The organism is Moorena sp. SIO3A2 (assembly GCF_010672265.1).
Taxonomy (GTDB): domain Bacteria; phylum Cyanobacteriota; class Cyanobacteriia; order Cyanobacteriales; family Coleofasciculaceae; genus Moorena; species Moorena producens.
In genome coordinates, this window is sequence record NZ_JAAHHC010000004.1 from 46452 (window position 1) to 69913 (window position 23462).

General features: G+C 44.2%; 33 protein-coding genes. 29 read left to right on the top strand and 4 right to left on the bottom strand.

Features of this window, described 5'->3' with window-relative positions; genetic code table 11:
* The first annotated feature begins 17 nt into the window (after positions 1 to 17).
* The 25 genes from rpsC to prfA all read left to right on the top strand — a co-directional run bounded on the left by rpsC (position 18) and on the right by prfA (position 15417).
* Positions 18 to 743 (top strand): 30S ribosomal protein S3, encoded by a 726-nt coding sequence (gene rpsC / locus F6K64_RS05420; protein WP_008191211.1) that lies wholly within the window; start codon positions 18 to 20, stop codon positions 741 to 743.
* Between the two features lie 85 nt (positions 744 to 828).
* On the top strand, positions 829 to 1248 hold the full coding sequence (gene rplP / locus F6K64_RS05425) for a 50S ribosomal protein L16 (protein WP_044495712.1): 420 nt from the start codon (positions 829 to 831) through the stop codon (positions 1246 to 1248).
* 3 nt (positions 1249 to 1251) lie between these two features.
* Complete coding sequence (gene rpmC / locus F6K64_RS05430; protein ID WP_008191208.1) at positions 1252 to 1536, top strand: 50S ribosomal protein L29; 285 nt, start codon at positions 1252 to 1254, stop codon at positions 1534 to 1536.
* 8 nt (positions 1537 to 1544) lie between these two features.
* Positions 1545 to 1793, top strand: coding sequence for a 30S ribosomal protein S17 (rpsQ, locus tag F6K64_RS05435; protein WP_008191205.1), 249 nt, complete (start codon positions 1545 to 1547; stop codon positions 1791 to 1793).
* 151 nt (positions 1794 to 1944) lie between these two features.
* Positions 1945 to 2313, top strand: coding sequence for a 50S ribosomal protein L14 (gene rplN, locus F6K64_RS05440; protein WP_008191203.1), 369 nt, complete (start codon positions 1945 to 1947; stop codon positions 2311 to 2313).
* Positions 2313 to 2675, top strand: coding sequence for a 50S ribosomal protein L24 (gene rplX / locus F6K64_RS05445; RefSeq protein ID WP_287248919.1), 363 nt, complete (start codon positions 2313 to 2315; stop codon positions 2673 to 2675). Before rplN ends, rplX begins: the two co-directional genes overlap by 1 nt.
* 96 nt (positions 2676 to 2771) lie before the next feature.
* On the top strand, positions 2772 to 3317 hold the full coding sequence (gene rplE, locus F6K64_RS05450) for a 50S ribosomal protein L5 (RefSeq protein ID WP_008191199.1): 546 nt from the start codon (positions 2772 to 2774) through the stop codon (positions 3315 to 3317).
* Positions 3318 to 3340: 23 nt separating this feature from the next.
* Positions 3341 to 3742, top strand: a complete 402-nt coding sequence (gene rpsH, locus F6K64_RS05455; RefSeq protein ID WP_008191196.1) for a 30S ribosomal protein S8 — start codon at positions 3341 to 3343, stop codon at positions 3740 to 3742.
* A 262-nt stretch (positions 3743 to 4004) separates the two neighbouring features.
* Positions 4005 to 4544 (top strand): 50S ribosomal protein L6, encoded by a 540-nt coding sequence (gene rplF / locus F6K64_RS05460; RefSeq protein ID WP_008191191.1) that lies wholly within the window; start codon positions 4005 to 4007, stop codon positions 4542 to 4544.
* A gap of 3 nt (positions 4545 to 4547) precedes the next feature.
* Positions 4548 to 4910, top strand: a complete 363-nt coding sequence (gene rplR / locus F6K64_RS05465; RefSeq protein ID WP_008191189.1) for a 50S ribosomal protein L18 — start codon at positions 4548 to 4550, stop codon at positions 4908 to 4910.
* A gap of 114 nt (positions 4911 to 5024) precedes the next feature.
* Positions 5025 to 5546, top strand: a complete 522-nt coding sequence (rpsE, locus tag F6K64_RS05470; RefSeq protein WP_008191187.1) for a 30S ribosomal protein S5 — start codon at positions 5025 to 5027, stop codon at positions 5544 to 5546.
* 107 nt (positions 5547 to 5653) lie between these two features.
* The gene (gene rplO / locus F6K64_RS05475) at positions 5654 to 6103 is read left to right on the top strand and encodes a 50S ribosomal protein L15 (RefSeq protein ID WP_008191185.1); all 450 of its coding nucleotides are present in this window, start codon (positions 5654 to 5656) and stop codon (positions 6101 to 6103) included.
* Positions 6104 to 6147: 44 nt separating this feature from the next.
* A complete protein-coding gene (gene secY, locus F6K64_RS05480; protein WP_008191183.1) occupies positions 6148 to 7488 on the top strand; it encodes a preprotein translocase subunit SecY in 1341 nt (446 codons plus the stop codon).
* Between the two features lie 124 nt (positions 7489 to 7612).
* A complete protein-coding gene (locus tag F6K64_RS05485) occupies positions 7613 to 8176 on the top strand; it encodes an adenylate kinase (RefSeq protein WP_008191180.1) in 564 nt (187 codons plus the stop codon).
* Positions 8177 to 8506: 330 nt separating this feature from the next.
* Positions 8507 to 8731 (top strand): translation initiation factor IF-1, encoded by a 225-nt coding sequence (gene infA, locus F6K64_RS05490; protein WP_008191178.1) that lies wholly within the window; start codon positions 8507 to 8509, stop codon positions 8729 to 8731.
* A gap of 101 nt (positions 8732 to 8832) precedes the next feature.
* The gene (gene rpmJ / locus F6K64_RS05495; protein WP_071986986.1) at positions 8833 to 8946 is read left to right on the top strand and encodes a 50S ribosomal protein L36; all 114 of its coding nucleotides are present in this window, start codon (positions 8833 to 8835) and stop codon (positions 8944 to 8946) included.
* Between the two features lie 71 nt (positions 8947 to 9017).
* On the top strand, positions 9018 to 9401 hold the full coding sequence (rpsM, locus tag F6K64_RS05500; protein WP_008191169.1) for a 30S ribosomal protein S13: 384 nt from the start codon (positions 9018 to 9020) through the stop codon (positions 9399 to 9401).
* A 186-nt stretch (positions 9402 to 9587) separates the two neighbouring features.
* A complete protein-coding gene (gene rpsK / locus F6K64_RS05505; protein WP_008191167.1) occupies positions 9588 to 9980 on the top strand; it encodes a 30S ribosomal protein S11 in 393 nt (130 codons plus the stop codon).
* Positions 9981 to 10123: 143 nt separating this feature from the next.
* Positions 10124 to 11068, top strand: coding sequence for a DNA-directed RNA polymerase subunit alpha (locus tag F6K64_RS05510; protein WP_008191164.1), 945 nt, complete (start codon positions 10124 to 10126; stop codon positions 11066 to 11068).
* 102 nt (positions 11069 to 11170) lie between these two features.
* Entirely contained in the window at positions 11171 to 11521 is a 351-nt protein-coding gene (gene rplQ, locus F6K64_RS05515; RefSeq protein WP_008191162.1) for a 50S ribosomal protein L17, read from the top strand.
* Between the two features lie 61 nt (positions 11522 to 11582).
* Positions 11583 to 12416: a tRNA pseudouridine(38-40) synthase TruA gene (gene truA, locus F6K64_RS05520; RefSeq protein WP_008191161.1), complete on the top strand. Its 834-nt coding sequence runs from the start codon at positions 11583 to 11585 to the stop codon at positions 12414 to 12416.
* Positions 12417 to 12630: 214 nt separating this feature from the next.
* Complete coding sequence (rplM, locus tag F6K64_RS05525; protein WP_008191159.1) at positions 12631 to 13080, top strand: 50S ribosomal protein L13; 450 nt, start codon at positions 12631 to 12633, stop codon at positions 13078 to 13080.
* Positions 13081 to 13085: 5 nt separating this feature from the next.
* Positions 13086 to 13499 carry a 30S ribosomal protein S9 gene (rpsI, locus tag F6K64_RS05530; protein WP_008191157.1) on the top strand — a complete coding sequence of 138 codons (414 nt, stop codon included), beginning with the start codon at positions 13086 to 13088 and terminating at the stop codon, positions 13497 to 13499.
* A gap of 336 nt (positions 13500 to 13835) precedes the next feature.
* A complete protein-coding gene (gene rpmE, locus F6K64_RS05535) occupies positions 13836 to 14084 on the top strand; it encodes a 50S ribosomal protein L31 (RefSeq protein WP_008191155.1) in 249 nt (82 codons plus the stop codon).
* Between the two features lie 220 nt (positions 14085 to 14304).
* Positions 14305 to 15417 (top strand): peptide chain release factor 1, encoded by a 1113-nt coding sequence (gene prfA, locus F6K64_RS05540; protein ID WP_287250425.1) that lies wholly within the window; start codon positions 14305 to 14307, stop codon positions 15415 to 15417.
* 188 nt (positions 15418 to 15605) lie between these two features.
* On the opposite strand, the gene F6K64_RS05545 is transcribed toward prfA, so the two are convergent.
* Positions 15606 to 17522, bottom strand: a complete 1917-nt coding sequence (locus F6K64_RS05545) for an adenylate/guanylate cyclase domain-containing protein (protein ID WP_287265041.1) — start codon at positions 17520 to 17522, stop codon at positions 15606 to 15608.
* Positions 17523 to 18179: 657 nt separating this feature from the next.
* Between F6K64_RS05545 and F6K64_RS05550 the strand changes: the two genes are divergently transcribed.
* Entirely contained in the window at positions 18180 to 19532 is a 1353-nt protein-coding gene (locus F6K64_RS05550) for an AAA-like domain-containing protein (RefSeq protein WP_008191148.1), read from the top strand.
* 152 nt (positions 19533 to 19684) lie between these two features.
* Here F6K64_RS05550 and F6K64_RS05555 read toward each other — a convergent pair whose 3' ends face one another.
* Complete coding sequence (locus F6K64_RS05555) at positions 19685 to 20110, bottom strand: hypothetical protein (RefSeq protein ID WP_008191146.1); 426 nt, start codon at positions 20108 to 20110, stop codon at positions 19685 to 19687.
* Between the two features lie 867 nt (positions 20111 to 20977).
* On the opposite strand from F6K64_RS05555, the gene F6K64_RS05560 reads away from it, so the two are divergent.
* Complete coding sequence (locus F6K64_RS05560; protein WP_008191143.1) at positions 20978 to 21769, top strand: LmeA family phospholipid-binding protein; 792 nt, start codon at positions 20978 to 20980, stop codon at positions 21767 to 21769.
* A gap of 89 nt (positions 21770 to 21858) precedes the next feature.
* On the opposite strand, the gene F6K64_RS05565 is transcribed toward F6K64_RS05560, so the two are convergent.
* Positions 21859 to 22737, bottom strand: coding sequence for a Uma2 family endonuclease (locus tag F6K64_RS05565; protein WP_008191141.1), 879 nt, complete (start codon positions 22735 to 22737; stop codon positions 21859 to 21861).
* Positions 22738 to 22823: 86 nt separating this feature from the next.
* The gene (locus F6K64_RS05570) at positions 22824 to 23000 is read right to left on the bottom strand and encodes a hypothetical protein (RefSeq protein ID WP_154659986.1); all 177 of its coding nucleotides are present in this window, start codon (positions 22998 to 23000) and stop codon (positions 22824 to 22826) included.
* Positions 23001 to 23068: 68 nt separating this feature from the next.
* Here F6K64_RS05570 and F6K64_RS05575 point away from each other — a divergent pair, with 68 nt between their 5' ends.
* A complete protein-coding gene (locus F6K64_RS05575; RefSeq protein WP_008191140.1) occupies positions 23069 to 23260 on the top strand; it encodes a hypothetical protein in 192 nt (63 codons plus the stop codon).
* 3 nt (positions 23261 to 23263) lie between these two features.
* Positions 23264 to 23404, top strand: coding sequence for a hypothetical protein (locus F6K64_RS05580; protein ID WP_008191138.1), 141 nt, complete (start codon positions 23264 to 23266; stop codon positions 23402 to 23404).
* Positions 23405 to 23462 lie beyond the last annotated feature (58 nt).

Consider the following 23462-nt stretch of genomic DNA (forward strand, 5'->3'; position numbering starts at 1 on the left):
AGGGAAAGAAAAGAACAGTGGGACAGAAAATACATCCAATTGGTTTTCGGCTAGGTATCACGCAAGAGCATCGCTCTCGCTGGTTTGCCGACTCAAAGCGTTATCCGCTTCTGTTGCAGGAAGATTATCAAATCAGACAATATGTTGACAAAAACCTCAATAATGCTGGAATTTCCGACATCCGGATTGAGCGCAAAGCTGACCAGATTGATTTAGAAATTCATACAGCTCGACCTGGAGTAGTTGTTGGTCGTGGTGGCAGTGGTATTGAGTCTTTGCGTGTCGGTCTGCAAAAATCCCTGGGCAACAATCGTCAGATTCGTATCAATGTCGTGGAAGTATCACGGGTGGATGCAGATGCTACCCTAATTGCCGAGTACATTGCCCAACAGCTAGAGCGCCGAGTTTCCTTCAGACGAGTGGTTCGTCAAGCAATTCAGCGGGCTCAGCGGGCTGATGTCCAAGGGATTAAAGTTCAGGTAGGTGGTCGGTTAAATGGAGCTGAAATTGCCCGAACCGAGTGGACTCGTGAAGGACGAGTGCCCCTCCATACCCTCCGGGCAAATATTGACTATTCCTACAAAACGGCCCAAACCATTTATGGAATTTTGGGCATTAAAGTTTGGGTGTTCAAAGGGGAAGTGATTCCCGGTCAAGAAGAAAAGCCTACCCCTAACACAGCTCAACCTCGTCGCCGTCAGCCAAAACGCCGCCAGCAGTTTGAAGACCGCTCAAATGACTAGTAATGACTCACTAGTATTTTGAAAATTGCTTGCTTGTTAATTGTCAGTTTTCAATTTTCGATTTTCAATTAACAAAGAACAAATTATGTTAAGTCCAAAAAGAACAAAATATCGCAAACAGCACCGGGGACGAATGAAGGGTATGGCCACTCGTGGCAGTACCATTAACTTTGGTGATTATGCCCTGCAAGCCACAGAACCAGCTTGGATTACCTCCCGCCAAATCGAAGCAGGTCGTCGGGCAATGACGCGCTACGTTCGTCGTGGTGGCAAAATCTGGATTCGAATTTTCCCAGATAAACCAGTCACCATGCGTCCAGCAGAAACTCGTATGGGTTCTGGAAAAGGTTCCCCAGAGTTTTGGGTAGCAGTAGTTAAACCCGGTCGGATTATCTATGAAATCGCTGGGGTAAGCGAAGAGGTGGCTCGGGAAGCCATGCGTCTGGCTGCGAACAAATTTCCCATTAAATTGAAGTTCATTTCTCGTGAAGGGGAACAGGTATAAGCTATGGCTCTGCCCAAGATAGAAGATGCTAGAAGCCTGAGCGATGCCGAACTAGAGCAGGAAATCTTAGCAGCTAAGCGTCAGTTGTTTGACTTGCGCCTGCAAAAGGCAACCAAACGCTTAGAAAAACCTCACCAGTTTAAGCATCTTAAGCACCGAATCGCTCAGCTAATGACAGTAGAACGAGAACGCCAACTCGCTAAACAGAAAGAATCAACAGATACCTCACAAAGTGATACCCCACAATCAGAACAAAGTGATACCCCACAATCAGAATCAGAAGCATAAGGAATAGTATGGCAGCAAAAGAGAGAGTTGGCCTGGTGGTCAGCGACAAAATGAACAAAACTGTGGTGGTGGCTATTGAAAATAGGTCTCCCCACCCAAAGTACGGCAAAATTGTTGTGCGTACCAAGCGATACAAAGCTCATGATGAGGAAAATAAATGTAAAGAAGGCGATCGCGTTCGGATTAGAGAAACACGACCACTGAGTCGTACCAAACGCTGGATGGTTGCTGAAATCGTCAGTAGTTCCTCAAAATAGCGAGTTAACCCTAGTCGATGTGGGTTTTCCACGACCTACCAATGTGCGTGAGATCTCGGAAGAAAATCCTTTCGGAATTGGAAACTTAGCAATGTTTAACTAATAACTCGTTTAACTCATAACTCATTACTCTATTAGAGGAGGAACACTGATGATTCAACAAGAGAGCTACCTAAACGTTGCTGACAACAGTGGAGCCAGAAAAATAATGTGCATCCGCGTTATTGGTGCAGGAAATCGGCGCTACGGCGGTGTGGGTGATGTAATTATTGGTGTGGTCAAAGATGCCATTCCAAATATGGGCGTCAAAAAGTCAGATGTAGTTAGGGCTGTGATTGTGCGCACCCGCAAGGGGCTACGTCGGGAAAGCGGTATGAGTATTCGCTTTGATGACAACGCAGCAGTAATCATAAACCCAGATGGCAATCCCAGAGGGACCCGCGTTTTTGGCCCTGTAGCGCGGGAACTGCGAGAGAAAAACTTCACAAAAATTATATCCCTTGCTCCGGAGGTACTCTGATGCCAATTAAACACCAGAAGGCACAAACTGATACCCCATTACGCTACAAAATGCACGTTAAAAAGGGCGACACGGTACAAGTGATTGCCGGTCGAGATAAAGGCAAAATTGGAGAAATTTTGCGGACGCTACCCAAAATTAGCAAGGTAGTAGTCAAAGGAGTTAACGTCAAAACTAAGCATGTCAAGCCTCAACAAGAAGGTGAGAAAGGTCAAATTGCTACGTTTGAAGCTCCAATCCATAGCTCCAACGTTATGCTTTACTCGAATAAAGAAAAAATTGCTAGCCGCATCTGCTATACCTTTACCGACGATGGTCGGAAGGTGCGGATGCTCAAAAAAACTGGTGAGATTATTGACTAATTATTCAGTTACTAATGGCTAATGGTCAATGACCAATGACTAATAACTAATGACAATTGCCCTGACCAAGCCCAGGGAAATCAAAGGAAAAAAACTATGACAAAAGGGTTAAAAATCCTATACCAGGAAACAATAGTCCCCAAATTAAAAGAGCAATTCGGTTACAAAAACATTCATCAAGTACCGAAATTAGTCAAAGTTAGTCTTAACCGAGGATTAGGAGAGGCATCTCAAAATGCCAAGGCTCTGGAATCATCGGTAAACGAAATTGCCATAATCACCGGTCAAAAACCGGTGGTCACACGAGCAAAACAAGCGATCGCGGGTTTTAAAATCCGTGCCGGGATGCCTGTTGGTGTCACGGTTACCCTCCGTTCAGAGCGTATGTACTCCTTTCTAGAGCGGCTAATTAACTTAGCCCTACCAAGAATTCGGGACTTTCGGGGTCTTAGCCCTAGAAGCTTTGACGGTCGTGGTAACTACACTCTTGGGGTGCGAGAGCAACTCATTTTTCCAGAAGTAGACTACGACAGCATCGATCAGATTCGTGGTATGGATATTACCATAGTCACCACTGCCAACACTGACGAAGAAGGTCGCGCCTTACTCAAAGAGATGGGAATGCCTTTCCGGGATAAATAAGCCTGTAATCATAGGAAGGAACAATGCCGGCAAACGACACAATTGCAGATATGCTGACCCGCATTAGAAATGCCTGCTTGGTTCGGCATCAAACAACAAATGTACAATCAACTAAAATGACCCGGGCGATTGCCCAAGTACTCAAAGAAGAAGGCTTTATTACTGATTTTGAGGAAGCAGGCGAAGGGGTCAAAAAATACTTAGTTGTTTCCCTAAAATACAAGGGCAACAATCGCAAACCAATTATCAGAGCCCTGAAGCGGGTGAGTAAACCTGGATTGCGAGTTTACTCCAACCGTAAAGAACTGCCAAGAGTCTTGGGAGGGATTGGGATTGCTATTATCTCTACTTCTAATGGCATCATGACCGACAGGGAAGCAAGGCGTCGGGGAATTGGTGGTGAAGTTCTGTGTTACGTATGGTAAAGGATGAAGCATGAAGGATGAAGGATCTACTAAGAGCCGTCAGCTGACTCGCTACTTAAAAATCTAGGCTTGCCAGCTATCAGCTGGAAGCCCCTGTAGATTAGAGCATCAGTTCGAGCAATAATCAGCTCAGTATATGCCAAACGGTCCTTGGGCCAACCTAGGATTGATCGGATTAGCTGATTAACCAATTCATGACATACTTCATACTTCATACTTCATACTTTATATTTCATACTTCTTTAGTTAGGAGGATAATTTTATGTCACGTATTGGCAAGCGCCCTATACCAATTCCCAGTAAAGTTACTGTAACAATAGACGGTCAACAGGTGAAGGTCAAAGGTTCCAAAGGTGAACTGGATTGGGTTTTGCCAGATACAATTAAAGCTGAGCAAGTTGGTGAAACTGTACAGGTTTCCCGGCGCGAAGAAACCCGAACCGCCCGTGAAAGTCATGGTTTGTCTCGCACTTTGGTTGCCAACATGATTGAGGGAGTCTCCAAAGGGTTTGAAAAACGTTTGGACATTCAGGGAGTCGGTTATCGAGCTCAAGTGCAGGGTCGTAATCTGATTTTAAACGTTGGTTACAGCAAGCCAGTGGAGATCGTTCCTCCTGAGGGGATTCAAGTCAAAGTTGAAAACAACACCAACGTGATTGTCAGTGGCATCAACAAAGAAGTTGTAGGCAACACAGCTGCAAAAATTCGTGCAGTTCGACCCCCAGAAGTCTATAAAGGTAAAGGCATTCGATATGCCGGTGAAATAGTCAGACGTAAAGCTGGTAAAGCAGGTAAGAAGTAAACTATGAAACTTACTCGAAAAGAATCTATACGACACAGACATAGGCGGGTACGCCGGAAAGTCAGTGGTACTGCTGAACGCCCAAGATTAGCTGTATTTCGCTCTAATGAGCACATTTATGTGCAAGTTATCGATGACAATCAGCAACATACCATAGTGGCAGCTTCAACGTTAGAACCAGCTCTGAGATCTGAACTCAAATCTGGAGCCACTTGTGAAGCCTCAGCTAAAGTGGGTCAGTTGGTGGCCCAGCGAGCACTAGAAAAAGGTCTCAAGAAAGTGGTCTTTGACCGTGGGGGCTACCTATATCATGGTCGTGTCAAAGCTTTAGCAGAAGCTGCTCGTGAAGCAGGGCTAGATTTTTAGTAAATGCTAATTGACAATTAACAACTGAAAATTGAAATTAACAGTTAAAAATTAGCAACTATAAATTAGCTAATCTTTGAATACTTACTATCATGATTTAATTTCTAGCGAACTATGGCAAATCGTAGAAAAAACAACCGCTCTAAAGAAAAAGAAAGTAATTGGCAAGAGCGGGTTATCCAAATCCGCCGCGTTAGTAAGGTGGTCAAAGGGGGCAAAAAGTTGAGCTTCCGGGCCATCGTAGTTGTAGGTAATGAAAAAGGTCAAGTGGGGGTTGGTGTAGGCAAAGCCAGTGATGTAATTGGTGCTGTCCGTAAAGGAGTTGCTGATGCCAAAAAGCAACTGATTGATGTACCCTTAACCAAAACTAATTCCATTCCTCACCCATCTAGAGGTAGGGCGGTGGGAGCCAAAGTAATCATGCGACCTGCTGCTCCCGGAACTGGGGTAATTGCTGGGGGTGCTGTGCGCACAGTACTTGAGTTAGCTGGAGTTAAAAATGTCTTAGCTAAACAGCTTGGTTCCAATAACCCCCTCAATAATGCTAGAGCAGCAATCAACTCTCTTGATTCCCTACGCACATTTTCAGAGGTGGCTCAAGAACGAGACATTCCCCTTGAACAAATCTATGCATAAATTAAAAACCAGGTAGCTAGAAATAAAAGTAATATGCTCAAGGTTGACGGTTTAGCGTCAGCCGTCAATCTTAAAAAAAACATTTTCACCCTTACAAAAAACGATCGATGAGAATCAATGATGCAGTCCCAAAAAAAGGCTCCAAAAAGCGCCGACGCCGTGTAGGTCGTGGCATTGCCGCTGGTCAAGGGGCTAGCTGCGGTTTTGGAATGCGTGGTCAAAAATCCCGTTCAGGTCGAGGGACAAGACCTGGTTTTGAAGGGGGTCAGATGCCCTTATATCGCCGTATCCCCAAGTTAAAACACTTTACGGTCATTAACCCCAAACATTACACTACAATCAACGTAGGTAAGTTGGCCTCACTTCCCGCCAATACTGAGGTAACTTTGGAATCATTGTTGGAGACAGGTGTGGTCACCACCAATGATGGTCCATTGAAACTACTCGGTGATGGGGAGCTGAATGTGCCACTCAATATAAAAGCTGCTGCCTTTACAAGTGGTGCCCGCCAAAAAATCGAGGCGGCTGGTGGCAGCTGGGAAGTTATAGCTAAGTAACCCCTTTAGCCCTTATGCTCCTGTATCTTCAAGAGGTACCTTAAATGACTGTCAGTCGAGACAAAGCCCCAACTGCTCAAGAGACGTTTATGCAAATGGCTCAAGCGGCTGGCCTTAGAGGTCGGCTGCTTGTCACCGTTGGTTTGTTAATTTTAGCCCGCTTGGGTGTCTTTCTTCCTGTACCAGGAATTGATCGAGCCAGATTTTCAGCAGAACTCCAGAATAGCCCGTTTGTAGGTCTTTTGGACTTTTTCTCTGGTGGTGGTTTTTCCGCCCTAGGGATTTTTGCCTTGGGAATTTTGCCTTATATTAATGCTTCGATTATCCTACAACTGCTAACGGCAGCAATTCCTGCTTTAGAAAATTTGCAGAAAAATGAAGGTGAAGCAGGGCGTCGAAAAATCGGTCAGATTACCCGTTATGTTGCCCTAGGCTGGTCTGTGATTCAAAGTATTGGCTTATCGTTGTGGGCACAGCGGTTTGCTGTTGAACCAGGCGCATTCTTTGTGTTTGAAACTGTACTTGCCCTCACGGCTGGCTCTATGTTTGTGATGTGGCTATCAGAGTTAATTACCGAACGAGGTATTGGCAACGGAGCTTCACTATTGATTTTTGTCAATATTGTTGCTGTTTTGCCCCGCACCTTGGGTCAAACCATTGAACTGGCTCAGACCGGGGGTCGAGAAACGGTGGGTAAGGTAATTGTGCTGCTGTTAGTTTTCCTAGTCATGATTGTTGGTATTGTCTTTGTGCAAGAAGGCAGCCGACGAATTCCGATTATTACTGCCAGACGTCAAGTTGGTAAGCGCCTTTACCGGGAGCGGAAAAATTATTTGCCCCTAAGGTTAAACCAAGGTGGCGTGATGCCAATTATCTTTGCCTCAGCCGTCTTAATCCTACCCACATCCCTAGCTGGGATAACTAGTGGCGATAATAGCAATGGATTGTTAGGCTCAATCAATCAAGTCCTAATCCAGATTGCCAATTATCTCAACCCCAATGGTCAAACTCCTTGGGTCTATGTTGCTGTCTATTTAGTCTTGATTTTGTTCTTTAGCTACTTCTACGCCTCACTGATTATAAACCCAGTAGATATGTCCCAGAATTTGAAGAAAATGGGGGCGAGTATCCCTGGTATTCGACCAGGAAGGGCTACGAGTGAATATATAGAGAGAGTTTTGAACCGACTGACCTTATTAGGAGCAATTTTCCTAGGACTGGTAGCTGTAGTACCAACTGCAGTCGAAAGCGCCACTGGTGTAACCACATTTAGGGGATTAGGTGCCACATCGTTGCTGATTTTGGTGGGGGTTGCCATTGACACAGCCAAGCAAATTCAAACCTACGTGATTTCCCAGCGTTACGAAGGTATGGTCAAGCAATAAAGCGATTGGGCAATGGGCGCAGCAGCTTTTTTAGGTGGATGAGCCTCAAATTTTCGGGTCAGTTGGTTGTTGTTCATTGCCTAGGACAAAAACCAACTGACACATTACCCATGACACATGACACATGAAGAGATTAATCTTTTTAGGACCTCCAGGAGCAGGTAAAGGAACTCAAGCCAAAATTGTGGCTGAACAACTAGGGATTCCTCACATTTCCACCGGGGAAATTTTGCGAGGGGCTGTAAGTGCTCAAACCCTCCTGGGTCAAAAAGCTCAGTCCTATATGGATAAAGGAGAATTGGTGCCTGACGAGTTGCTCATAGATCTGATCCGCGATCGCCTAAATCAACCCGATGCTCAAAATGGTTGGATTTTAGACGGTTTTCCCCGTAACGTCAGCCAAGCCCATTTCTTGAATGACCTGTTGCAGGAGCTTGACCAAACTTTGGATGGTGCCATCAACCTAGAAGTGCCAGATCAGGTTTTGATCGACAGACTATTGGAAAGGGGTCGTAAGGAGGGACGTACAGATGATAATGAGGAAACTATCCGCACACGTCTTGAGGTCTATAACCATCAAACAGCTCCTTTGGTGGAATTTTACCGAGAACACTCAGCTTTAAAATCTATTAATGGTGATCTCTCCTTAGAGCAAGTCACCGAATCGATTAAACAGGTTCTAGCGTAATGATTTTAGGGTAAGCCCATGCGTAAGGGCGGAAACCCCCTGCGTGGGGCATGGAAGCCATCATCTGACCCTATTGTAGCGAATACCTTACCACTAGCCTAATACTTAGACTAATTTAGACTAATGGTTATTCTAATGGTTCGACCGGTGTAACCTATGCCTTGAGCTAGGCCACGGGAAAAATGCTTCCCTGACCGCGCTACTCCAAAGTTGGTTTTAAACTAGTTTAGTTGGTATAATTTAGGATTTGATAAAATATGTTAAGACTCCCTGAATTAAATAATCAAAATTTAGAACATAGGGGGATAGTTGTATTGAGGTTAAAACACTTTGGCTAAACAAGACTTAATTGAAATGGAAGGCACGGTGACTGAATCCCTGCCGAATGCCATGTTTCGCGTTGACTTGGACAATGGCTTTAATGTCCTAGCTCATATTTCCGGTAAAATCCGTCGGAATTACATCAAAATTCTGCCCGGAGACCGGGTCAAAGTTGAACTAACCCCCTACGATTTAACCAAAGGCAGGATCACCTACCGTCTGCGTAAGAAGTAAAACTAGCAGCGGATTCTGTTTTATGAAAAATAAGTTAAATTTGACAAGTCAACCAAAAAAAAGATATAATAACCAACTGCATTCTGTCCAGAAAAAAAGGCATGAAAGTTAGACCATCTGTCCGAAAAATGTGTGAAAAGTGCCGCGTGATTCGACGCCACGGTCGAGTTATGGTGATTTGCCCGAATCCCAAACACAAACAGCGTCAGGGATAAACCTCAAATCCATACACTTAATCCATACATTTAATTTGTAGCACAAAACTTCAGTCAAGGGAGAACCAAGCGTGGCTCGGATTGCCAGTGTAGACCTACCTCGCGATAAACGTGTAGAAATAGGTCTGACCTACATTTATGGAATCGGTCTGTCGCGGTCTAAAGACATTTTAGCAGCAACAGGAGTTAACCCAGATACGAGGGTTAAGGATTTGACCGATGCTGAGGTGGCTGCCCTCAGAGCAGCTGTCGAAAAAAATTATCAGGTGGAAGGGGATTTAAGGCGCTGGCAGTCAATGAACATCAAGCGCCTAGTAGATATTGGTACCTATCGCGGACGTCGTCATCGCATGGGACTGCCCGTGAGAGGACAGCGAACCCGCACTAATGCCCGTACCCGTCGCGGTAGACGAGTGACTATCGCTGGAAAGAAAAAAGCACCGGCTAAGAAGTAATAGCTCTAGTCAGCTCAACTATCCACCACAGCTTTGTGGTCATTGGTCATTCGTCAAAAGTAACTGCCAGGAGACCTTCTGTTAGTCACTTTGGACAAAGGACTTTGGACAAAAGACTTTGGACAAAATTGTTCAAGTTACTCAACCCCAAGATAATCAATCACCGATAGAGTAAAGTCAAGTGACATGGCGCGACCAACAAAAAAAGGTGGTACAAAAAAGCAGAAACGCAATGTACCCAATGGAATAGCATACATCCAGTCTACGTTCAATAATACTATCGTCACCATTTCTGACACCAAAGGGGATGTAGTCTCTTGGGCTTCAGCTGGCTCTAGTGGATTTAAGGGGGCAAAAAAAGGAACTCCCTTCGCTGCTCAGACCGCTGCTGACAGTGCTGCCCGACGAGCCATAGACCAAGGTATGCGTCAGGTGGAAGTGATGGTGAGTGGACCAGGAGCAGGTCGAGAAACCGCTATTCGGGCCCTGCAAGGAGCCGGACTGGAAATCACCCTAATCAGGGATGTAACTCCAATTCCTCATAACGGCTGCCGTCCACCCAAACGGCGTCGAGTATAAGAGTATATTTTTTGCGACCGTTAGGTTGAAAGGAAAGTAGCTTGAAAGGAGGAGGTTCATAAGGAACTCCTTACCCTTTGGCTTACTATCCCTTCAACCTGTATTCGGTTAAAGGGGTCTTATGAATAGAGGGAGGTCACTCTGTGGCGCAGTTTCAGATTGAGTGTGTAGAATCCAAAACACTGAAGAACCAAAGTCAGTATAGCAGATTTGTCCTAGAGCCTCTCGAACGTGGTCAAGGCACAACGGTTGGCAACGCCCTCAGACGAGTTTTGCTGTCCAACCTAGAAGGAGCAGCAGTGACGGCTGTCAGGATTGCTGGCGTAAACAATGAGTTTGCCACAATTGAGGGAGTCAGAGAGGATGTCCTGGAAATTATGCTGAATATGAAGGAAGTTGTCCTCAAAAGCTACACCTCTCAACCTCAGATAGGTCGAGTGATGATTACTGGGCCATCCACTGTGAGAGCTGCTCAGTTTGATTTGCCCTCGGAGGTGGAAATTATTGCTCCAGGTCAGTATGTTGCTACTTTAGCAGAAGGGGCTAAGCTTGAAATGGAGTTCCGCATCGAAAAGGGTACAGGATATCGCTCTGTGGAACGGGGGCATGATGAATCAACAGCGGTAGATTTCCTCCAGATTGACTCTGTTTTCATGCCGGTGACTAAAGTAAATTACAGCGTTGAAAATACTCGCATTGATGGTGCTCTGGAAAAGGATCGCTTAACTTTAGAGGTCTGGACCAATGGTAGTATAACTCCCCAAGAAGCTTTATCTCAAGCGGCTGGGACCCTGGTGGATCTGTTCAATCCTCTCAAGGATATTAATCTCGAATCTATTAAAGATGACTATGGTGATGATGACGATCCGACCAGCCAAATCCCAATCGAAGAATTACAACTCTCGGTTCGGGCTTACAACTGCCTGAAACGAGCACAGATCAACTCTGTATCCGATTTGCTCGATTATAGTCAGGAAGACCTCCTAGAAATCAAAAACTTTGGTCAAAAGTCGGCTGAAGAAGTGATTGAAGCTCTGCAACGACGTCTAGGAATTACACTGCCCCACGAAAAATCCGCTAAGACTTAACCACAACAATTAAACTTAAGGGACTGGACAATTAGCAATTAGCTAGTCCAAACCCTAGGAATAAAGGCAAATCTTGTTCAAAAAAAAGGAGGAAGCTAAAAAATGCGTCACGGGCGTCGTGTGCCAAAACTGGGCAAGCCAGCAGATCAACGTCGGGCTCTGATGAGATCCCTGACCACTGAATTACTGCGTCATGGTCGAATCACTACCACTAAAGCTCGGGCAAAAGCCATTCGTTCGGAGGTGGAGCGAATGATTACCCTGGCCAAGGATGGCTCCTTGGCATCCCGACGTAGGGCAATTGCCTATCTCTACGACAAAAAGTTAGTTCACTCCCTATTTGCTGAGGTTAAAGCGCGATATGGCGATCGCAACGGCGGATATACCCGAATTCTGCGCACGGTGCGGCGTCGTGGTGATAATGCTGAAATATCTATTATTGAACTAGTCTGAGGCAATTAACCATTAAAGCAATTAACCATTAAAAATGTCAATTGTTAATCCTTAATCCATGATGTCTGACAACGATGCTAAAGCTATCCAGCGAATTGCCCTGGTTATTCAATACCTGGGTAATAACTTTTATGGCTGGCAGCGACAACCCCAGCATCGCAGTGTTCAGTCAGAAATCGAAACAGTTCTGTCCAGCGTGCAACAGCGAGCCATAACCCTATATGGTGCTGGTCGTACTGATACAGGGGTTCACGCTGCTGCCCAAGTCGCTCATTTTAATGCCACAGGTCCCATACCAGCCCATCGCTGGGCAGCGATACTCAATAGTAGACTGCCAGAGGATATCTTAGTCCGAGCATCAGCATTAGTTTCACAAGACTGGCATGCTCGGTTTAGTGCCATCTGGCGTCGTTATCGATACACAATCTATACCGACGCCTGCCCTAACTTGTTTGTACAACCCTTTTGTTGGCACTATTATCAAGCTCCCCTTGATGAATCCCTGATCCAGGCAGCCTTAAAACCACTGCTGGGTAAGCATCACTTGGCAGCCTTTCACCGAAGCAACTCGGGGCGATCGCATTCCTGGGTAAATGTGCAAGCAGCCGAATGTTACCGCAATGGACCATTTATTCATATAGAAATTCAAGCTAACGGATTTCTATATGGTATGGTGCGTCTGTTGGTAGGAATGCTAGTACAAGTGGGAATAGGGAAGCTAACCCCAGAACAGTTTACTGACATCTGGGTTAACCAACAGCGGGACAAGGTGAAACACGCTTCTCCAGCCAAAGGCTTGTGCTTGCTAAGGGTTGGCTACCCAGAATGCCCCTTTCTCCCAGAAATATGGTATGATACCCAACCCAAATTTATATTACCTCAATTGACGGGTTGAAGACTACACGTAACAAGATTGAAGAGGGGGTGAAGGTGACAGGTAACAAGCCTGAAGGCTACTTCTAGAGATAAGTAACATTCAATTTAATCTGTCAACCTACTAACCGACAAGGGCTCCTTGGGCTAGAACAACCTGTGTAGCGTGGGCCTTAAGGCCAAGCTACAAGAGACAACCTTTCAACCCAACCGTAAACCTGATATTGATTGAACCGATGGAAAAAACCCACATACCAACTAAAGACTCAATTGAAAAAAAGTGGTACGTTGTAGACGCCACCAACCAGCGTCTAGGACGACTAGCCAGTGAAATAGCCATTATTCTGCGGGGGAAGAACAAACCTACTTACACTCCCCACATGGATACTGGTGACTTCGTGATTGTTGTCAATGCCGAAAAAGTTATGGTAACTGGCAGAAAACGAGACCAAAAACTATACCGCCGCCATTCCGGTCGTCCTGGCGGTATGAAGACAGAAACCTTTGCCGAATTGCAAGCACGTATACCCGAAAGAATTATCGAGAAAGCTGTCAAGGGTATGCTACCTAAAAACTCTCTGGGTCGCCAACTTTTCAAGAAGCTGAAAGTTTACACTGGTCAGACCCATCCCCATGAAGCACAACAACCCCAAGAACTAACTATTAAAACAATTCCAGGAGGCTAAAACTAATGCAAGCAGAAGAACAAGCAGGTCGCGCTGTTTACTGGGGAACTGGTCGTCGTAAGTCATCAGTTGCTAGAGTGCGTTTGGTTCCCGGTAGCGGTCAGTTGATTGTTAATAAACGTCCAGGGGACGCTTACTTTAACTTTAACCCCATGTACCTAGCCAGCCTGAAAGCACCTTTGGAAACTTTAGGTTTGGAAAATGAGTACGATATCCTAGTCAATGCCCACGGTGGTGGCTTAACGGGACAATCTGATGCTGTGCGTCTAGGGGTGGCTAGAGCCTTGTGCGAACTAGACCCAGAAAACCGCCAACCTCTTAAAATAGAAGGCTACTTGACTCGTGACCCACGGTCAAAAGAGCGTAAGAAATATGGCTTGAAAAAAGCTCGGAAAGCCCCCCAATACTCGAAGCGATAAATTATCAGCTGGCTAATTTAAAATTCAACATGGTAATTAAAAATTTGTAAGCATTCAGACCTTAGCTATCAGCTATCAGCCATTCCGAATAAACTTTTAGCTAAAAGCAATAATAAATAAGCTAATAAATTAGCTGATTAAGGGTTGTCCACAATAGCTAATGTCTGGGCAACATTAAGCAACATCCCTAAGTTTGACAGGATTGAAAAGCTGACTGCTAAGGGGCTGATAGCACCTCAAGTAGGGTGTGCTTAGCGCATATCATTACCATAATTTAACAAATAGGAATGAAAAATTAGCTAAATATATAGTAAAATAGAAATCAAAGGAGGAACTATGCCAAAACCAGATATTCACCCAGAGTGGTACCCAGAAGCTAAAGTCTATTGCAACGGGGAAGTTGTTATGACCGTTGGCTCAACTCAGCCAGAACTTCACGTCGATGTTTGGTCTGGTAATCATCCCTTCTACACAGGAACCCAGAAAATTATTGATACGGAAGGGCGAGTTGAACGCTTTATGCGGAAATATGGGATGCTGGATGCTGCAGACAATACAGCTAGCTCTGATGAGACAAAGAAATAGCTCCTGAAGTTCAAGGGTGAAGGATGAAGGATAAAAGATGAACCAGGAGGAATGAACCATGAAATGGGTTTAGCGATGGCTAACTTAAGGTTGACTAAAAACTTGATAAACAGTTAGGACTTAAACTTCCCACTTAATAGTTCCCACTTCATAATTCATAAATTTATACTTCATCCTTCCTAACTTCTTAGGCTATTTCAAGAGAGCGATCGCATAAACCATGGCTGAAACCTACCTGCTGGAAAAACTAAACTCTGTCGAGCAAACCTACCATGAATTAACAAGGCGTCTGGCTGATCCAGATATCGCCACTGACCCCAATGAGTTGCAACGAGTGGCAAAAGCTCGTGCCTCCTTAGAAGAAGTTGTTGCTACTTACGACAACTGGAAGAAAACCCAAGAGGATTTGGCAGGAGCAAGGCAAATCCTCAAAGAATCCACTGGTGAGCCAGAAATGCAAGAAATGGCAGCTCTGGAAGTTGAGGAACTCCAGACCAAGGTAGAGCATCTGGAAAGAGAACTTAAAATATTACTCTTGCCCAAAGACCCAAATGATGAAAAGAATATCATGCTGGAGATTCGGGCAGGAACTGGTGGCGATGAAGCAAGTATCTGGGCAGGGGACTTGGTACGGATGTACTCACGCTATTCCGAAAGTCAAAACTGGCGAGTAAAGTTATTGAGTGAGTCTCTGGCGGATATGGGAGGCTTCAAAGAGGCGATATTAGAAATTCAGGGAGAGCAAGTTTACAGCAAGCTGAAGTTTGAAGCTGGGGTTCATCGAGTCCAACGAGTACCTGTAACTGAGGCTGGCGGTAGAGTTCACACCTCAACAGCAACGGTAGCCGTGATGCCGGAAGTTGATGAGGTGGATGTGGAGATTGACCCCAAGGAGATCGAAATTTCTACAGCCCGTTCGGGTGGTGCTGGTGGTCAGAACGTAAACAAAGTGGAAACGGCAGTTGATTTATACCACAAGCCTACAGGAATTCGCATTTTCTGTACAGAAGAACGATCTCAGCTGCAAAACCGAGAGCGAGCTATGCAAATTCTCCGGGCTAAGCTGTACGAGATCAAGTTACAGGAACAGCAAGAAGCGGTGACCTCGATCAGGCGTGCCCAAGTTGGTACAGGGGCTCGTTCTGAGAAAATCCGTACCTACAACTACAAAGATAATCGGGTTACCGATCACCGACTGGGTCAAAATTATTCCCTCGCTCCTTTGCTGGAGGGGGACTTGGAGGGATTGATTCAAGCTTGCATTAGCCAAGACCAGCAGGAGCAATTGGAAAAATTGGCATCTTCAACATCCAACGGTCAATCTTTAAATTGATACCAAGTTAGGTGACTCTCCCACGCTAACACTACGTTTTTAGCGTGGGATTCTGATGGAATTGATTGCGGTATTAGCCGCATTTGTCACAAAAAGAGCGTTCGCGTAGCGTGACCTTTGGTCAATCGCGCTTACCTAAAAGCCTTACCTGATCTGGATTTAATCAAAGTGAAGCCCAGACTCGAAGACTACAGTTTGTTGTTAGGTTTGTATATTACATCATAATCAAAATTTTGTAAACTAGATTTTAATGGTTGCTTGATTTTAGTCACTCCAGAGAGGCGAGTATGAAGTTGACATTGTCCAAGATAAATTTGTGCTACACTATCTCCTGGATTCAAGCGTAGACATTCCTGAAACAGAACTGATGCCTTGGAGAAATAACGCAGATTATAAAGCACCAAGGCTTGTTCAAATTTGCTGCGAGTAATTAACTTGCCCTCTCGCAATTGCGGTTCATCGGCATCAAAGATTTCATAAACTGTCACCATTTCGGATTTGCCCTTCACTGGTACCCGATCAATCAAGCGAATGGCATAAGCTAAGGGATTATCTAACTTCCAATAAGTATGGTGAGTGATTAATAATGGCACCCCATAAGGTTTCGTTAATTCTTCTAAACGAGACGCTAAATTAACCCCATCGCTGATGACAGTGCTATCCATCCGATTTTTTCCTCCCACTGTTCCTAACATCAAGGAACCAGTATTGATGCCAATGCCAACGGTGATGGCTGGGTGTCCTGAGCTTCGCCGAGATTGATTATAGTCAGCTAGGGATGTGAGCATAGCAATTCCGGCGTTGACCGCATGATTAGCACTTTCGTTAAACAGAGCCATAATCCCATCCCCCATGTATTTATCAATAAAGCCATGATTTTCAGTGATGACAGATTCCATACGAGAAAGATAGGTATTGATAAATTCAAAATTTTCCTCAGGTGTCATACTTTCCGAGAGGGTGCTAAAGGAGCGAATATCGGAAAATAGCACCGACATCTCTTGCTGAACATGATCCCCTAATTGAACATCGACAATGCTTGGTTTGTTCAATAACTGGAGAAACTGATGGGGAACAAAGCTTTCATAAGCTTGATTAACTTGCGAGAATTCCTGCATCAAGCGTAGGTGTTCTGCTTCTGCTTTTTTGCGTTGGGTGATATCATGAAAGGCAACGATAGCATAGGCAATGTTACCCAATTCATTAAAGATAGGTGTTCCCCAACTTTCTATAGGGAGAATTTTGTCTTCTTGGTGGATTTCAATATCATCGAGGGTGGAGTTTTCACCTTTTAAGGCCTTTACAGCAACTAATTTTTCAGCAAAGTATAGCTGATTGGTTCCGGCAACATAAAGTTGATAAACCTCTGGCATTTGCTCAACTGTAGTTAATGGCACGACTCCCTTTCCGAATAACTGCCGCGCCTTATAATTGAGGAATTCTAGTATCCCCTTATCATTAAACACAGCCACACCCACAGGCATCCTTTCTAGGAACTGGGTCAATTGATACTGCTTCTCTAGCAGTTCGTCAACTAGGACAGCTTGGTGACGGTTTATAGAACTCAGGTGCTGCCACTCTTGATTAGCTTGTTCTGGTGCTGTAGTATATTCTGAAATCTGTGCTGCTTGATCACAGATTATTTTTTCCAAGTGCTGATTGAGTTCCTGAAGTTGGCGATTTTGTGCCTTCAATGTTTCCTCAAGAAGATAACTATGTATGGCTTCTATGACTGTCAATTTAAGGTCTTCAGATGGACAAGGCTTGCCTAGGTAACGATATAACTTTGCATACCGAATTGCCTTGGCTGTCCCTTCCAAATCCAGATCATCCGTCAGCATAATTTTGATAGTTTGGTTAGAGAAAAAATAAGCTATGTTTAATAAGTCATCCCCTTTTAGATCAGGGATAACAGCACCAGCCAAAACTAAAGCAACTTCAGACTCATCATGGCGCAACTCTTCGACTAACTTGACAACCCCTTTACTCCCTTCAAAATTTTCAATCAGATGTTCTTTGCCGAGAGTCTTACCTAGAGATGTTTTTAGGCTATTGAGAACTGATGGCTCATTATCAATACAAATAATTATTAATGGGTTTGTCATGCCAAATTATCTGCAAAATCATATTGAATTAGTTAAATTAATGCCTGGCGGCAATTAATTATTATATAGTTTTGATAGTCACACCAAAAGGTTGCCTGCTTATTAATTTATTGAAGTAAATCAGTGGCTGTAGCTGTAATTAAAGATAAACTATTAGTCGCTAAAATATTATTCATTGAGCATTTATTACTAAGAGTAATACATCAACAGTAAACCACAAAAAATCTACATATTTCCTTTATTTATAGCAACCGACTTATCTCAACCTATGGATTTAGCAGACAAGCTCTATTTGTTGGAGCAACATATAGCATTGTGGCGATAGTATCCTCTACCGTCAACACAAAAATGTAGCCAATTGCTTTTAAAATTTGGCTACACTATTGACCCAGTCTGCTGGAAATTTATCGGATTAACCCACTCAATTAACCCCGAATCCCTTAGAATATACCTAAAACCGAATTATTCCCCTTAAATAAGTTATTTGTCAACTATCCCAAGACAACCATTTGATAGGCATGTCAGCACTATACATAATAGTATGTATTTGTCAATTAGCAAGTGTAGCCAGTTTAATCACTGAATCAACCTAAATTAATTGTCTGCCTTGTTAGAAAGCGCTAAAGTGTCGTTTGAGATATTGGGGAACTGTTAGTGATGACTATTGATCAGGTACTTGACATCCTCAAAAGTGTTGAGAAAATCAAGTTGACTCCACTTCAGGAATGGATACTGCACCAAGCCTGGGAAGGAAAAACCTATACCGATATGGCGATCGAAGCACACTATGGTCCTGAATACCTCAGAAAGACTGCCTATAAGTTGTGGCGATTACTGGGAGATATTTTTGGCAAAGCGATCACCAAGACCAATTTCCGGAACACCCTGGAGACAACCCCGATTACTCCCTACTATCAAGAGATAATTGAGCAATATTACCGCCGTCAATGCCTACGTCAAATTGCTGAATTTCCCAGTGGAGCACTTCCCCTACCATCTCAGCTTTATATAAAGCGTCCTCCTATTGAAGAGCTTTGCTATCAAGCCATCCAGCAACCTGGGAGTTTGCTCCGGATTACAGGACCAAAAGAGACAGGAAAAACCTCTTTGCTGCTGCGAATATTAGACCAGGCAAGAGAAAAACAATATCACAGAGTATACCTCAATTTTGACCAAGCCGAAACCGCCATTTTAAGTAATTTAGACCGGCTATTGCGCTGGTTATGTGTTAACGTCAGTTACCAACTCCAGCTTCCCCACCAACTGGATGACTATTGGGATAAAGACCTAGGCAGTAAGGTCAGCTGTATGAGTTACTTACAAGAACATATCCTAGAAAAAATACACCATCCCCTCGTTTTGGCAATGGATCAAGTTCATCACCTGTTTGAGCATGCCCAAACTGCTAAAGATTTTTTGCCCTTATTGCGCTCTTGGCATGAGGAAGCTAAACAACTACCGGTGTGGCGAAAGCTGCGGGTGATTGTGGTTTACTCGACAGAAATTTATGTTGCTCTGGAAACTTCCCAATCTCCGTTTAATGTGGGATTACCGATTAAGTTACCCGAGTTTAACAAACAGCAAATCCAGCAGTTAGCGCAGCTTTATAGATTACATTGGTCAAATAGTGAAGCTGCTGAGAAACTGATGGCTATGGTGGGAGGACATCCGGGATTAGTGCAGCTTGCTCTCTATCATTTGGCTTATCATAACATTAGCCTAGAACAATTACTCGCTGAAGCAGCTACTGCTACGGGAATTTATAGTGACTATTTGCGGCAACACTTGAGTGTACTCAGGGCAAATCCTGATTTAGCTACTACTCTTAAACAGGTGGTTATAGCAGATAGGGGAGTTGAACTAGATCCAATCAGTATCTATAAGTTACAGAGTATGGGTTTGGTGAGTGTTCAGAGAAATCAAGTCACACTCTGTTGTAATTTATATCGTCAGTATTTTTTAGAACACCTTGATATGTTGAAGGTTGAAGGTTTAAGGTTTAAGGTTTAAGGTTTAAGGTTTAAGGTTAATCTATGGCTTACGTTACTAATTACTAATGGCTTGAGTAATAGCTAATCACAAAATTCCCCTGTTTTGAAACAGGGGTGGTTCGTGGAAAAAACAGTTGTGGGAGCGGACGCTAAATCAACAGGTGATTGAATTTAATCTAAATAACCCATCAGCTGTGGATCAGCATCAATATCATTTGGGGCGATGGGACGCTTGCCCATGATGTACTCTATTTCGTCAAGATGAAGACTACTAGCAGCAATTGGTCTCTCCCCAGACACCTTCATGATACCGAGTACCTCAATGTTGCTAGAAGTGATGGGGCGCTCTCCCATTACAGACATCGTTTCTAATACCTGGAGATTACTGGCATCAATTGGTCGATGTCCCATTATGCTGTGTGTTTCACTAATATGAAGCTCACTAGGAGCAATGGGACGGTTTCCAGGTAAAGGGGGAAGTGTATCCAGGGCAGAGGTTTCCTGTGCTGGAGCTTCTGCTAGCTGAACTGCGGTAGTGTTTTCATTGATTGCAGTGCTATCGCTCACAGTGCTATCGCTCACAGTGCTATCGCTCATAATAATCGTATACCTAGAAGTTTTTAACCGAGTTTTTTAGCTATTCGGGCAAGATTAGCCCGTTGGTCCTACCCGCTGGCGGAGATGTGGGATTAACTATTGGTGTTATTGCCTCGTCTATGGGCGAGCGGGGTGCTTACAAAGTAGGAGAACAAAAAAAGCTCTGGTTGCTGTATTGACCTGGAGTCTTTGCTGTAACTGAGTTTAGTAAGGGGTAATCGGTAAATGAGAATCGGTGATACTCATCCCAAAAATCCCATTAATTACGTTACAGACCGCAACTTTAGGTTAATTTTTGTTCTTGACTAACTTTTACAAGTATTATAAAGCCTTAATTATATTAAGCTACATTTTACGAAAGTAAACAATTAGGTGAAGGATTATAAAGTAGTTCTCAATTGGGTCAGGTACTTAGGCTCTGGTTGTTAGGGAATAGGGAGCAGGGAGTAGAGAGTAGGGAGCAGCCCAGCCATTGGGGAGCCAGCGCCTTCATGATGGCTTCCCCTCCATGAGCGAGTCCATCAAGATTGGATAAGAAAATTGAATGTACTTGATAACTATGACAAATGCTATAAAGGTTGAGACTGGCTTTTGACCCCTTTAGGTCTACAACTAAAGCCCTACAACCGAGACCTCTGGAGCTAACCAGTTTGAGATACTACATTTGATATACTACAGCTGATTAACCGATAACCAACCAAATAACCTACCCTGCACTGGACACTAAAGGTGAACAACCGATTAACTTACGCTACACTGGATGTCAATGGGGAATAACCAAATAACCTTAATCCCTAGGATCGATTGCTGAGTTCTTCACATTTTGTTACAAATGTAGAAGTAACTCTCGCAGGATGCAAGATGGTTATGTTAGGTGGCTTCACCGGTACAAATAATTCTGGCACTGACTGGGGTGAACAGCTGCTCAATACTGTTGCCAGCAAGACCATTCGCCACCTGTTTACCACAAGCGAATCGGTAGATGTGTCTGTGCGCTGCTATCCCTCTAGCAAGTTGCTACAAGGTAGCATCGATAGTTTCAAAATGAGTGGTCGTGGTTTAGTGATTCGTCGGGAATTCCGGACAGAGGAGATGTCCTTTGAAACCGATGCTGTCTCTCTGGATTTCAGCTCAGTGCTTCAGGGTAAGATTTCTCTGAAACAACCTACTCAAGCGATCGCTCAAGTTATTCTTACTGAAGCTGACATCAACCAATCCTTTAAAGCACAACTAGTAAGAAAGCGGCTGGAAAACCTTTCTACACCAGCCTTAACCGCACTATCTGGTGGTGCTCCGGTTTCCTTTACTGAGGTGCAAGTGCAGCTGCAACCGAACAATGGTCTACGGTTATTTGCTAAGGCTGATCTACCGAATTACGGCATAGTACCGATTAGTATGACATCTACCATCGGAGTAGAGCGGCGACGGCGGATTTTGTTTAAAGACTCCCAGTTTCAAGCTAATGAAATACCAGAGTCGTTACAAGAAATATCTCAAACTTTGACAGTAGCCCTGGATGAGATCTTGAACAATATGGTGGATCTAGACCGCTTCAACCTTGATGGTGTTACTATGCGCATCAATCGTCTAGAGACCCAGGGTAAAAAGCTAGTTTTCAGTGGCTATGCCCAAATCGATCACATCCCCAATAATCCTTGACCGGTCAGCCGTCAGTGGTCAGCCTTTAGCTGATAGCTGATACGCGACACGCTGATAGCTGATAGCTTACAGAAAAACTCAGACAGGGGTTAAATTTCATCGGGATTAATACCCATCTGTCGTAACCGTTCTGCTAGTTGTTGAGCTCGTTGTTGAGCCAGTTCCTTCTGTTGACGTTCTTGTTCAGCTCGTTGGTGTTCCTGTTCAGCTCGTTGGTGTTCCTGTTCAGCTCGTTGGTATTCTTGTTCGGCTCGTTGCCGTTCTTGTTCGGCTCGTTGCCGTTCTTGTTCGGTTCGTTCTGCGTTAGTGGCAATCCAATTTCCATCTTGATCATACCAACGTAGCCACAACCGATTCAATCCCCGATATTCCCCAAGCCATAGCCCTAAACCCAATTGCAACTCAGGGATCCAAAATTGGGAATTATCTATTGTTTGGGGTTGATAGCTGCCGCCATCTAAGTGAAAGATTTTTAATTCGTTGGTGACTCGCTCAAAGGTGATATAGTAGGGAATTGCTAAAATCTGCTCGTACACTTCCCATTTCGTTGGTGGTTCTCCCGTTCGTTCACTGTAACCAAGGTCTTGATCTCTGGTGCTGGCAGAGAGAAACTCTATCGCCACAATTGGTCTGACTTCTTCTTGCCAGATCACATAACTCATTCTGAGCTCTCGTCCCTGGTAGAATCGGGAAATCCCTACTACCGCAAACCAATCCGGTCGTTTGTACCAAGCGGTATGGTTGGGGTCATAATATAAATTTAAGTCACTGGCCACAAACACCCTTTCGCTGTCATAATTGGGAGGGCGAAATGTTTCACTACACAGTTGTGGTTGCCAAAGATGAAATTCGTCAGGCAAACCCGGCTCCTCGGGATCTTCACTGGGTAAATCATACATGGTGGGCAGGGTTTCTTTAGCCGGATGAGGGAGAATAACTTTTTTAAATGAGGGTTTGGCAAGTGACATGAGATGACCTCAATTTTTCCGACTGATGAGTTTGATCTTAGCAACTGCCGGTAAGCATTTAGCCCTCAGCTGTCAGCTGTCAGCTGTCAGCCATCAGCTGTGCTCCCTGTTCCCTGTTCCCAAAGCGTACCCCCGTTTCCCTTATAAAAGAGGGACTTTGAGCTTGAGAAGCGTACCTCATACATCCCATAAACGCTATATTGGACTTTCCTGCTCCCGACTCCCTCGGTGCGCTTTCCGCATCTAATTATTAAATTCGCCACGGGTCGCACCGCTCCCTACTCCTTTTACTTTATAATTATAGATAAACCAAAAAACAACTACCAATATCATGCTAGATTGGTTAGCAGTTTGGGGAATTTCTAGTGCTGGTGGCTATCTCGCCAAAGAGGTGATTGGTCCGTTGGCCAAAGAAGCTCTAGAAGACTACACCAAAGACTTATTCAAAGTATCCATCAAAGAGTATACCGGACTATCGGATCAAAATATCCAGAAAAAACTCTTGGGTAAAGCATTAAAATAATTTATGGCTTTAGTGGAAGAAGAATTGGAAGATGCTGATTTATCTAAGCAAGAATTAAAACAGTATAGTAAACCTCTCAAGCAGTATATTAAACATAAATCCATTAAAGCTATCCTGGGCAGTGCGTTCAAGTATGGCTGTTAAGGAATAGATACCGATATATTAGCGAAGACTTAGATTGAGCTTGACTTATTAGAATTAC